We start from the raw sequence: 12,159 nt of genomic DNA on the forward strand, positions 1-12,159 counted from the left end.
GCCTCTGTGAAAACAGGGGCGTTTTTTTTGTGTGTGTAATGGTTAATAAACATCTCCGATACAACGACACCGTAATATCCTTTCTGGAAAAATATCATTCGTAAATTAAATTTTCCTTTCAAAAAAGATGAATCTACCTTCTTCTCTATCTATTTTCCTACTTTTATAAAAACATTGATTGTATGACAAGATCAACCAAACGCAAAAAAATTGCTCTTCACTGGAGAATCATGATTGGATTAGCATTGGGAATTCTCTGGGCATTTTTATCTATTGGATTTGGCTGGAATGAATTTACAAAAAACTGGATTAGTCCTTGGGGTGAAATTTTTATACGTTCACTCAAGTTTATTGCTGTTCCATTGGTTTTGTTTTCTATTATTACAGGAGTAGCCAGCCTGAAAGATATTTCCAAACTTGGTAGGGTTGGAATAAAAACCTTGTCTATTTATTTGCTTACTACATTTCTTGCCATCACTGTTGGGTTAATTGTTGTCAATCTTTCAAAACCCGGTCATACTATAACAGATGAGGTTAGAATCAAAAATAGAATCAATTATGAATTATGGGTAGAGTCAGACCCAACAGTTGATTACAAAGATACTTTGAGATATCTTTCAAACCCGGCATATCAAAATCTGGTTGCAGAAATTACCGGCGCTCAGCCTGAAGTAAATCAAAAAGTAGAAGATGCTAAAGCGAATCTTGAAAAACAGAAACAGAATGGTCCGTTGACATCTGTTGTAGAAATGATTCCCGACAATATGGTTATTGCCATGTCTGATCCTCGTTTGATGTTGCAGGTAATTACGTTTGCAATATTTTTTGGAATTTGTCTCTTGTTAATTCCGGTTGACAAATCAAAACCTGTTCTTCTATTTTTTGATGGCGTGAATGAAGTATTTTTAAAAATGGTAGACTTAATAATGAAAGCCGCACCGTATTTTGTTTTTGCACTAATGGCGGGTATGCTTTCTAAAGTGGCGTCTACAATTTCTGAATTGCGTGAAATGTTATTTTCTCTTGGTTCATATTCAATTGTGGTTGTTGTTGGATTGATTTTAATGCTCTTGTTTTATCCTTTCTTCGTCACTGTCTTCGTGAAAAAAATAAAATTCATGGAGTTCTGGCGAAAAATTTCACCGGCGCAACTCATGGCTTTTTCAACCAGCTCAAGTGCTGCAACCTTACCCGTTACAATGGAATGTGTAGAAAAAAATATTGGAGTTAAACCTGAAATTGCAAGTTTTGTTTTGCCTATTGGCGCAACGGTCAATATGGATGGCACCAGTTTGTATCAGGCAGTTGCAGTTGTTTATCTTGCCCAAATTCACATGATTGATTTAACAATGTCTGATCAGCTTGTGATTGTTATGACAGCCACATTGGCGTCAATTGGTTCTGCTGCTGTTCCGGGCGCAGGTTTGATTATGCTCATGATTGTCTTATCATCTGTTGGTTTGAATCCCGCTTGGATAGCTGTCATCATGCCTGTTGACAGAATTCTGGACATGTGCCGCACAGTGGTGAATGTTTCTGGTGATACAGCTGTTTGCACTGTCATTGCCGCATCAGAAAATGAACTTCACGTGCATAAAAAGGATGGACTAGATTGACCATACTAAACAAAAAAAGGGTTCTGAAGTGGAACCCTTTTTTTTACTTTTATTATTTTCTAAAACCTCACCCGCGCAAATCCAAACGCTGCAGAAATGGTTGGTTTGTTATCTGAGAAAAATGTAACGGCATCGCGTGATGCAATTCCAAACTCATAAGCACCCCCGCCAAAGCAGAAATTAATTCCAAGCGGAATTTGAGTATCATACCCACCGCCACCGGTTAAACCGGCCATTAAAATTATTTTGCCTTGTGCAAGTTTTACGTCTCCGCCAATGCCGTATGCAAATCCATTGATGCTACCGGGAACGTTATTGAAAGGAGCAACAATTTCAGCACCCACGTGAGCAAATTTTCCAAGTTCTAGTGATGCACCAAAACGCAATGTACCGGGCATTGAAACTTTTTTCTCTTTCATTCCTTCTAGTTTGAAAAGCCCTGTGCCTTCTAACATTTCAGGCACTGAGTTAGCAATATTAATATCTTCCATTCCATCACGTGAATAACTTACGACTAAGGTATCTACTGCTCTAAAAACGTTGCCGGTATAAGTCATTGAACCAATATTAGTCACTGATGCGGCCAAATGTAATTTATTGAATAAGGTCACATTTGCTCCAAAATCAAATCCCCATCCTTGACCAACAGAACTGCGCCAGAAATTTTGTGCTTGTGATGGCAAAGCGCCAATGCCTGCAGCGTAATCAATTTCAAAGCCGGGACTAAAAGCTGAATACATGATCAGTGAATCTCCGGTTCCGTCCAAATCCATCATGGCAATACCTTGAATGTACTTAACTCCAACTCCCAAATACAATGTGAAAACGCTGTCAATATTCAGAAATTTACGACCATATCCCAAATGATATTCGCGGTTAACACTTAAACGCATATAGCTGTCACCCACAATTTCAGATAAGGGTAGCGGAACAGATGCCGTGCCACCAAGTACAGCAGCAGCTGAATCAGAAGACATGTTAGAATAGTTGGCAATGTTTACCGTGTCTATTCCATCGAAGTATTGCAATGAGTCAAAGTAATTAGAGTATTGTCCATTAAAAAGCAATTCAGAAAAATCTTGACTGAAACTTGAACTCCAGGTAGCGCGTGAGCGAATAGAGAATGCGATACCTCCAAATTTTTCACTCTGATAAGATGCACCAAACATGTTATAATCCCAGTTGAATGAAAAGTCATTGGCAAAACCGTTGATGGCATCCATTTTTTGAGCAGGTGTTAAGGTATCCAATGATCCACTTTTAATTACACCCCAGATATTGTTTCGCAAATCTTGTTTAGCAAGAGATTCAGAGTAAATTGAAAAACCAAATTCTGAAGTACCCATGGCAAAGTTTTTTTCATCATAAGCTTGCCAGCCGAGGTTTGCAGGGTTAATTCCCAAACAGTGATAATCAGTTACAAAAGTTGATGATACACCTTTACCGGTTGCCGGATAAGCAATGTATTCATTTTGTGCAGTTGCGCCAATACCAATGGAAAGGGCAAGTGAGAGTAAGATTTTTTGCATGAGACTTGAAGTTTTACAGTTTAAAAAAATAGCCTTTGGAATGATGCAAAGGCTATTATCTGTGTGAATTTATAAATTTTGTCAGTACTAAGCAAACTTTTCAATTACTTGCTGGGTAACTCCGGTATTTGAGAAGCCTCCGTCATGGAAAAGATTTTGCATGGTTACATATTTGGTTAAATCACTGAACATGGCAATGCAATAGTTAGCGCAATCAAGTGCTGATGCATTTCCAAGCGGTGACATTTTTTCTGAAAAGTTGATGAATTCGCTGAAACCTTTTACTCCGCTTCCTGCCGTTGTCATGGTTGGAGATTGAGAGACGGTGTTTACTCTCACTTTTTTTGCAACTCCGTAATGATATCCAAAACTGCGCGCGATGGATTCAAGATACGCTTTGTTTTCAGCCATGTCATTATAATCAGGGAAAACACGCTGTGCCGCAATGTATGTTAAGGCAAGTATAGAACCCCAATCATTCACGGCATCATTTTTCATAGCTGTTTGTAATAATTTATGAAATGAAAGTGCAGATACATCTAACCCTTTCATCGTGAAATCATAATTCTGATCTGTATAATGTTTGCCTTTGCGCACATTCACAGACATACCAATAGAGTGGAGAACAAAATCAACTTTTCCTCCAAAGTGTTCCATTGATTTTTTGATCAGATTGTCTAATTCTTCAACGCTTGTAGCATCAGCCGGAATGATAGGGGCATTTGTTTTTGAACCAAGTTCATTGATTTCTCCCATACGCATTGCAATAGGCGCGTTAGTGAGAATAATTTGCGCACCTTCTTCATGTGCACGTTCTGCCACTTTCCACGCAATGGATTGGTTGTTCAACGCGCCGAAAATAATTCCTTTCTTTCCTTTTAATAGTCCGTTTGACATAAGAGTTTAAATAAATTTAGTGCAAAATTAGGTGTTTATTATTTACCGCCAAGCATTGTTATTAATCCATAAGCAGCAATGGCTACACCAAGCCCCCAACAAATGAATGCACCAATTTTCAACCCCTTGATGGATGAACCTAAGTTGTCTGAAATTTCACTTTCTGATTTTGTTGAAACAATGAATGGATATCTCGTCTCTTTTGGTTTTGACATGTGTAGTCTGCCCTCACGGTCATTGGCATCACCAATAACATATAAATTGTGGTTTACAGGTATGGCCATTTCAGTATAACGATATCCAATGGTTCTGCGGTTAGGGTCTTTATCACCTAATCCAAATGATACATTGCCAATTTTAAATTTCAGAATGGCATCTGAATTCATGTCACGCTCAAAATTCTGGTGAACCTGAACAGCATGTAATTCTGCTTTTGCCGGATCAATGAGTATGAACCCGGTATCATCTTTAATTCCAAATCCAGCTGCCCAGTTGGTATTGTCTGAAACAACGTCTGATTTTTTTACCCAATTTCTGGTGAGTTTTCCGTTAGAATCTCTGCGCTCTTCTAAACGTTCATATTCATGTACTACTTTAGCAGAATAGTAAACACATTCTTTTTTTGCAAGCTCTGAAGTGATTGGAGAATCAGAATAAGCAACTCCTTTTACTTCACAAAAATGGGTGAAATTTCCATTGCCCATTGAAGATATCATGCTTTGGTAATTTTCATTGATCTCACTGATTTTTGACGTTTCAGTTACAGAAAGAATAGCTGATTTACCTTCTTTTTTGCTCTTTGCCATCCAAAGAAATAATCCGATGAGGGCAACAACGGCACCTCCAATTAGTAATCCAATTCCCATAGTAGTTACATTTTTAGATCATGAAAAGCATCTAACCTTTTGTTGCTAATTAATCAGCGTGATGAAAGACGAATTTCATGTGACATTAAAAAACAATTTATTTGCGCATGAAATTAAAAACTTTTTTGTGAATAGTGTGTGCTGATTTTTAATCTCATTCAGAGTTTATGATTAAATAAAATCAAGGTTAATTTATCAAATTACAGATTGATGATGGTAACCGTGAGTGTTCCTTGAATGAGAGGGTTTGTGCCGCTCACATTTCCATCAGCAGTGCCTGCACCTGAGTCACGATACCGCACCTCAATAGTGTGAGCTCCGGCTGAAAGCGTATAAGTTTTTGTCATGCTCCAGTAAGAAATCATTTGCCCAACGGCATCTGTATTTGAAGCAATAATTTGTTGCTGTCCGCCCTGCGGAGAAGCAGTTCCATCAACATGAATTCCAATATCAACAGCTGCAAAAGCAACGCCACCGGCTGAACACTGCACACCTCCATCTGTAGAAATAATAACCCTGCAATTTGAAGGCACGGTAATGGTTTGAGTTAATCCGGGAATGAGTGTATAGCTTGTAGTACTGATTAATGCAACGGCTTGTGCTGTTCCAAAAACGGACGCAGAAAATTGACCGGTTGTAGGGTAATAAGTCTGACATACCCAGCTTGATCCGTTGTATAGTGCAATTTGATTGATAGAGCAGGTGAGACCTGAAAGAACATCATTATCTGTATTATCTGCAAAACCAGCCGGTATGCCTGTTAACGTTGACCACGCCGGGGTACCACCTGAATTATCATCACCATCTGCAATGTCAGACGGAACATTTGAAATATCTGACCAGTCAACCGCTTCAGCAACTTGTGCATCTAAGGCGTATGGAACGCTGAGCAATTGAGATGTGCCCATCATGACATACGCTGAGCCACCGGCAGGATCCATTTTAACTTGAATAAAATACAAAGCTGCACCCCAATCAATGGTTGAAAAATCTCCTAAGGTTACTGCACCTCCGCCAATATTCAAACTTGCCAAACCATGCTGATTGGTTGTTGCTACATGCGTTTCTTTATAAACAGGTGTGCCACCTGAGCTGTTTTGTAAAATACTGATTTCAAAACTTACGGTTTGATCAGCTAATACAGCACCGCTATTGTCACGCGCTACTGCCTGGTATTTAAACATGTTGGGCGCCTGTGCAAATAATCCAACACCGGCAATGAATGATAAAATGGTAATTAGTTTTTTCATTGGAAGAGAATTTATAGTTTTTGAATTTTAAAAATTTCAACAGGTACTCCGTTGGTGTCAATTATCTGCAGCAAATACATGCCAGCTGCCAGTTGATCTAGAGATAAAGTATGAATCAAATTCGCATTGTATGATTCGGTTAAAATAATTTGCCCGGTAAAATCTGTCAAGGTTAAATAGTATTGGCCTGTAGTGTTTAGGGCAGATATTTGAATCACGTTTCTGCTTGGATTTGGGAAAACTGTGAATGCCCCTTGAACTTCTGTTGTCTCAATGCCGGCGTAAGATTCCATGGGTTGTTGAAAACCTTGTGTCAGTTGATTATTGGTGCCAAAGTATGAATCAGTGACCACTTCCCCTAATGTCCAACTGAGTGAGGTAGATGAGTTAGAAAAATAATCTCCCGCAGATGCAACTACGGTTGGTGTGAGTGATTGTCCGTAGAGAATAGAACCTGTAAGACAAACTGATAACAAAACAATTTTTCTCATGATTGCGGAATTTGCAGTGGAATAATTTTTTCTGAGCTTATCAAATGTAGAAAAAAAAGCGGACGTGATCAGTCCTCTTGCGCATTGTTGTTTTTCTTTCTCTCAAAATATTCTTCTTGTCTGCTCAGTAAACGCCACCATTCATCTTGCTCATTTCCATCCCTGAAAACTCTGATAGCACCTGACCTTACCAATATGCGCCTTAGTTCGTTGTCTTCAAATCCTCCCATGTGTTGCTTTAGCGTAATAAATGATCTTTCAATATGCGTTTTATGATTCAGGAAATAACGTGCGGTATTTTCAGCCATGAACTCGGTTTTGTTGGCCTCAAAGAGTTTTTGCATTTCTTGTTTATGTTTGATGTTTTGCAGAAAATACGAAATAAACCCTCCGATAATTGCTGAAATGCCGGAGATGATGATGGTGTCAAGCATAAGAATTATTTTTTTGGAAAGATAATTTTTTTCTCCCTGATTCAATTGGGATATACCAGTTAAAAGACAAATTGTCATAAACTCAGCATTGGCACAACCCTTGCGCTGAAGCCCACATCTAAATAATAATACTATGGCTAGTAAAGGTACCGTGAATGTTCAGACAGAGAATATTTTTCCTCTCATTAAAAAATTTCTTTACAGTGATCATGAAATCTTTCTGCGTGAATTGGTTTCCAATGCAGTTGATGCAACGAGTAAGCTAAAAGTAATGAGTGCCGCAGGAGAAGTGAAAGGTGAACTGGGTGATCTGAAAATTGAAGTTATACTTGACAAAGAGTCAGGAACCCTGACAGTGCGTGACCGCGGAATAGGCATGACAGAAGATGAAATTCAGAAATACATCAATCAAATTGCTTTTTCAGGTGCTGAAGAATTTGTAAACAAATACAAAGGCAAAGAGGGAGCAGAGCAAATCATTGGTCACTTTGGTTTAGGATTTTATTCTGCATTCATGGTGGCTCATAAGGTTGAAATCATTACAAAATCACACGCGCCCGGCAGTGTTGCGGTGAAGTGGGTGAGTGATGGTACACCGGCTTATGAAATTACAGAGGTTGACAAAACAGAAAGAGGTACAGACATTGTACTTCATATTGCTGAAGATTCAAAAGAATTCTTGGAGAATAGTCGTATTGAAGGGATACTTACGAAATACTGCAAATTTCTTCCGGTTGAAATTAAATTTGGCACTAGACCTGAATGGATTGATGATCCAACCGGAGAAAAAGATGAAAATGACAAAGTAAAAAGAGTTGAAATTCAGGTTGAGAATATCATCAATAATCCAACACCGGCATGGGTTAAAGCACCTGCTGATTTAAGCAATGAAGATTATGCAAAATTCTATCGTGAACTCTACCCGATGAGTTTTGAGCAGCCGCTTTTTCATATTCATTTGAATGTTGATTATCCTTTTAATCTCACCGGTATTCTTTATTTTCCAAAATTGAAAGAAAATATTGAAGTACAAAAAAACAAAATTCAATTATACTCAAATCAGGTGTTCATTACAGATTCAGTAGGTGAAATTGTGCCTGAATTTTTAACATTGCTGCATGGTGTAATTGATTCTCCGGATATCCCGTTAAATGTTTCACGTTCATATTTGCAGGCTGATGGTAACGTTAAAAAAATATCTGCCCATATCACAAAAAAAGTAGCTGATAAATTGGCCCAGATGTTCAAAGATGACCGTGCTGATTTTGAGAAAAAATTTGATGACCTGAAAGTGTTTATTGAATACGGAATGCTGACAGAAGAAAAATTTTATGAGAAGGCTGAGAAATTTGTCCTCTTTAAAAATGAAGACGGAAAATATTTTACAACGGATGAATTGGTAGAAAAAATCAAACCACTTCAAACTGATAAAAACAATAAAACCATTTTGCTTTACGCAAGTGATTTTATCGCACAACACCAATTTGTGCAAGCAGCCAAAGACCGTGGTTATGAAGTGGTATTGCTTGATTCACCTTTGTCACCCCATTTCATATCAAAACTTGAAAGCAAGTTAACTGATGTACAGTTTGCGCGTGTTGATTCTGATACTTTAGATAATCTGATAAAAAAAGATGAAGAGATTCCGTGCAAATTATCTGACAAAGAAAAAGAGAGTTTGAAACCAATTTTTGAAGAAGTAATTAATCAAGACAAGTTCACCGTGCAATTTGAAAGCATGAGTGAATCTGAAGCCCCCATTGTAATTACTCAACCTGAATTCATGAGGCGCATGCAAGAGCAACAACGCATGGGCGGTGGTATGGGGATGTTTGGCGCTTTCCCTGAAATGTACACGCTGGCGGTGAATGCAAACCACCCGGTAGTGGGCTCCATTTTGAAAAAACAGAAAGACAATAAACAAAAATTGGCTAAACAATTATGTGATCTTGCTATGCTTTCTCAAGGCATGCTGAAAGGCGAAGAGCTCACAAAATTTATTAACCGTAGTATTGATTTAATGAAATAAGCGGTCCCCCCCCTTGTAGGCGCAGGTCGCGACCTGCGCCTACAAGGGGGGGGATTCATTAACGATTCAATCTCTCCAACATCACTCTGATTTCATTCAGCATGAGTGCCGTGGCGCCCCAGATAATTTTTTGATCAATTAGAAAGGCCGGAACATCTTTGATCAATATGCCTTTGCCAGATTTTACGTTGGTGTGAATGCGGTTTTCGGGTTTAAACAATTCTGTAAGACTAAAGGAATGTATTGCTTTCACCTCATGCGGGTCGGGATGAAAAACAGGAGGTTCATTGAGGTAACCAATAAATGGATAAACCAAATAATTACTCACAGGAATATAAACAGGAGTAAGCGCTCCCAGTATTTCAATTTTGTCCGGAGTGATACCGGTTTCTTCATAAGTCTCACGCAAGGCTGCTTCTAATGGAGTATAGTCGGTTTCTTCTTTTCTACCGCCCGGAAAACAAATTTGACCGCTGTGGTTGCCATCATATTCAGGGCGTTCCATGATAATTATTCGTTCATCAATGCCTTGCTCATACACTAATGCAAGCACTGCAGAAAGTTTATAATTCTCAGCTTTTTTTAAAGCATCACTGGTCTTTGCTCTCATCGGAAACATTTCAACATGCGCTGATTCACCCGGAAGATCATGGAGTTGTTGGATTAGTATTTTTTTTAGGCTCATTAGTGGCTACAGCAAAAATTAGTTGAAGTCTAAAATTAAGAATTCAGTTTGGATTATTATAGAATAAATAATGCCATCCCAAAAGAAGAAGCATTCTTCCCCTCCCCCTGTGGAGACGTCGCATTGCGACGTCTTACCCCAAGAAAATAACCAAGCCCAAGAAAATAACCAAGCCCAAGAAAATAACCAAGCCCAAGAAAATAAACAACCCCAAGAAAATAACCAAGCCCAAGAAAATAACCAAGCCCAAGAAAATAACCAAGCCCAAGAAAATAACCAAGCCCAAGAAAATAAACAACCCCAAGAAAATAAACAACCCCAAGAAAATAACCAAGCCCAAGAAAATAACCAACCCAAGCCTAAATAGTTTTTTAATTTTGTAAGATGACTCCTGAAGATAAAGAGCTTAAATTATTTACCATTAAATCAAAATTTTTCAGGGAAATTCCGCATCCTAAATTAATTCTCAAAGCCATTGCTGAAGTTGAATCACTGTGTGCAATGCCGCCAATGTATGCTGAGCATGTGATTGATTTTGGCAACACAGATTTGGCCTTTGTTTTAAAATCGCACAGCGAAGAAACCATAGTTGTGAAAACGAAACTTGCACACACTGTGTCGCCTGAAGAATTATGTCTGGCTTTGCATGATTTGTATTGCTGGCATTGGTCTTTGATCTTGCGGTTGATTCATTATTTACCTCAAAAAGAATTAGCTGTTGGTGATTCAATTAAACAATCAACGGCAATAGACAGCTATATGCTCTATAAATTTATCCGTGATAACAAATTGTCTGAAGCCGTTTTAAAGACCTATATTTGCAAAGAGATTGAAGAGAATGATGAAGCCCGGTTTTCAATATTAACCCGGGTTTGTTTGCAGGCATTAAAAATTGTGCGGCATGGATGAACGTGAAAAAAGATTACGCGCATTATTGGATCAACAGAATTATCCATCAGTTTACCTGTTTAAATTTATCATTAAAAATGAGCAGGATAAAATGCTAGAAATTAAAAAGTGTTTTGATGAAGTGGCTGAGTTTGAAATTCACCCGTCAAAAAATGGAAATTATATTTCGCTCAGCATAAAACAAATGATGATGAATACTGAAGATATCATGGTGCGCTATGAGCGAGTGGGTAAAATTGAAAATGTAATTATGCTTTAGTTATGGGAATGCAGGATACGATCAGTGTATTACTTGTTGTTTTATATCTCACCGCCGGTCTAATGCTCATGGTGGCTGCTTATGTTATTTATCTCAGGGTATACAGCAAGCGCGGTAGATTGGAGAGGCTCAACAATATCACATTTACCACGTCACGATACGAAGTTTACCATGAAAAAACAGATTTTTTATTGGATTTGCCTAATGCAAGCAATATAAAAATTGTTTTGCTTGACAGTAATCATCAAGAACTATGTTCATTGTTGGATGCGCAGCTTGATGCCGGAAGACACTTGATTGAATTTGATCCGCATGATTTTGATAACGGCACTTATTTTATATCTTTGAATAGCGACAGCACCAATTTATTGCGCAAAATAACAATAGATAAAGCCAGCTGACGTTTAATGCTTATGAAATGAAGCATAAAATTTACTCTGGTACCCAACGATTCTTAATAAAATTTTATGCGCAATTCTGCGTGACAAATAAAAAACAAATTATCTACACATGAAACTACCCAAAATTTTCATTACAGGTCTTGCCATTTTTTTTTGCATTTCAAGTGCATCAGGTCAAAATTATTACGAACCCAAATTGAGTTTTAGTGTTGATTTAGGTATACCTACCAAGGGTAAAAATTTTTCGTTCAGCAAGATAATGGAAGGCTTGTTTAACGGAGGCGTTACGATGCAGTATAATATTTTTGGCGGTTTAACGGCCGGCTTAGGTCTCAAGTATTCTTATTTTTCAATCAATTCTTATACTTTGAACAATGCGCAATGGGGTGGGGGTATGCATTTTCCTGCCGGATATTTTAAATTGGGATATGAAAAATTTACAACTGATCGTATTTCATTTAACATCAGTGCGCGGGCAGGTTACTCAGTACTTTTTGCTAAACATGGTAATGATAGTTGTGCCATTGATCATGATAAAACCATATATGAAACTGCATTTTTTATTGAGCCGCAATTTGAAATTCTTATGCTAACAGATAAAGTTTCTTCTGATGGTTTTTCGTTAGTATTGGGCTATCCTATTTATTTCAATGAATTTGGTCCGCGGTACCTCTGTATGGAAAAATTCTCAAGTTATACACCTGAGGATAGTCAAGGAATCACACGCTTTTTCTCTTTTGGTTTTGGGTATCGTTATTATTTTGGTAGAAAATAGTTGGTTCAGCTTTGTCAA

At 38.0% G+C, this 12,159-nt stretch carries 14 protein-coding genes; 7 read left to right on the forward strand and 7 right to left on the reverse strand.

What is annotated here, in order from left to right; translation table 11 throughout:
- Window positions 1-182: 182 nt before the first annotated feature.
- Entirely contained in the window at window positions 183-1,616 is a 1,434-nt protein-coding gene (locus IPH66_05940; protein ID MBK7128893.1) for a dicarboxylate/amino acid:cation symporter, read from the forward strand.
- 59 nt (window positions 1,617-1,675) lie between these two features.
- Here IPH66_05940 and IPH66_05945 read toward each other — a convergent pair whose 3' ends face one another.
- The 6 genes from IPH66_05945 to IPH66_05970 all read right to left on the reverse strand — a co-directional run bounded on the left by IPH66_05945 (window position 1,676) and on the right by IPH66_05970 (window position 7,083).
- Entirely contained in the window at window positions 1,676-3,145 is a 1,470-nt protein-coding gene (locus tag IPH66_05945) for a hypothetical protein (protein ID MBK7128894.1), read from the reverse strand.
- Window positions 3,146-3,232: 87 nt separating this feature from the next.
- Window positions 3,233-4,042 (reverse strand): SDR family oxidoreductase, encoded by an 810-nt coding sequence (locus IPH66_05950; GenBank protein MBK7128895.1) that lies wholly within the window; start codon window positions 4,040-4,042, stop codon window positions 3,233-3,235.
- 38 nt (window positions 4,043-4,080) lie between these two features.
- Window positions 4,081-4,908: an E3 ubiquitin ligase family protein gene (locus IPH66_05955; protein ID MBK7128896.1), complete on the reverse strand. Its 828-nt coding sequence runs from the start codon at window positions 4,906-4,908 to the stop codon at window positions 4,081-4,083.
- 200 nt (window positions 4,909-5,108) lie between these two features.
- Window positions 5,109-6,158, reverse strand: coding sequence for a hypothetical protein (locus tag IPH66_05960; protein ID MBK7128897.1), 1,050 nt, complete (start codon window positions 6,156-6,158; stop codon window positions 5,109-5,111).
- Window positions 6,159-6,169: 11 nt separating this feature from the next.
- Entirely contained in the window at window positions 6,170-6,649 is a 480-nt protein-coding gene (locus IPH66_05965) for a T9SS type A sorting domain-containing protein (protein ID MBK7128898.1), read from the reverse strand.
- A 68-nt stretch (window positions 6,650-6,717) separates the two neighbouring features.
- A complete protein-coding gene (locus IPH66_05970; GenBank protein MBK7128899.1) occupies window positions 6,718-7,083 on the reverse strand; it encodes a hypothetical protein in 366 nt (121 codons plus the stop codon).
- 133 nt (window positions 7,084-7,216) lie between these two features.
- Here IPH66_05970 and htpG point away from each other — a divergent pair, with 133 nt between their 5' ends.
- The gene (gene htpG, locus IPH66_05975; protein MBK7128900.1) at window positions 7,217-9,112 is read left to right on the forward strand and encodes a molecular chaperone HtpG; all 1,896 of its coding nucleotides are present in this window, start codon (window positions 7,217-7,219) and stop codon (window positions 9,110-9,112) included.
- A 58-nt stretch (window positions 9,113-9,170) separates the two neighbouring features.
- Here htpG and IPH66_05980 read toward each other — a convergent pair whose 3' ends face one another.
- Window positions 9,171-9,722, reverse strand: coding sequence for a CoA pyrophosphatase (locus IPH66_05980; GenBank protein MBK7128901.1), 552 nt, complete (start codon window positions 9,720-9,722; stop codon window positions 9,171-9,173).
- Between the two features lie 145 nt (window positions 9,723-9,867).
- On the opposite strand from IPH66_05980, the gene IPH66_05985 reads away from it, so the two are divergent.
- The 5 genes from IPH66_05985 (at window position 9,868) to IPH66_06005 (ending at window position 12,141) form a co-directional block, all read left to right on the forward strand.
- Entirely contained in the window at window positions 9,868-10,164 is a 297-nt protein-coding gene (locus IPH66_05985; protein ID MBK7128902.1) for a hypothetical protein, read from the forward strand.
- 17 nt (window positions 10,165-10,181) lie between these two features.
- Window positions 10,182-10,706: a hypothetical protein gene (locus IPH66_05990; protein ID MBK7128903.1), complete on the forward strand. Its 525-nt coding sequence runs from the start codon at window positions 10,182-10,184 to the stop codon at window positions 10,704-10,706.
- Window positions 10,699-10,965: a DUF493 family protein gene (locus tag IPH66_05995; protein MBK7128904.1), complete on the forward strand. Its 267-nt coding sequence runs from the start codon at window positions 10,699-10,701 to the stop codon at window positions 10,963-10,965. The genes IPH66_05990 and IPH66_05995 overlap by 8 nt, the downstream gene beginning before the upstream one ends.
- A gap of 2 nt (window positions 10,966-10,967) precedes the next feature.
- Window positions 10,968-11,366 carry a hypothetical protein gene (locus tag IPH66_06000; protein MBK7128905.1) on the forward strand — a complete coding sequence of 133 codons (399 nt, stop codon included), beginning with the start codon at window positions 10,968-10,970 and terminating at the stop codon, window positions 11,364-11,366.
- A 109-nt stretch (window positions 11,367-11,475) separates the two neighbouring features.
- A complete protein-coding gene (locus IPH66_06005) occupies window positions 11,476-12,141 on the forward strand; it encodes a hypothetical protein (GenBank protein ID MBK7128906.1) in 666 nt (221 codons plus the stop codon).
- Window positions 12,142-12,159 lie beyond the last annotated feature (18 nt).

Source organism: Crocinitomicaceae bacterium, from assembly GCA_016708105.1.
Classification (GTDB): Bacteria; Bacteroidota; Bacteroidia; order Flavobacteriales_D; family Crocinitomicaceae; genus JADJGJ01.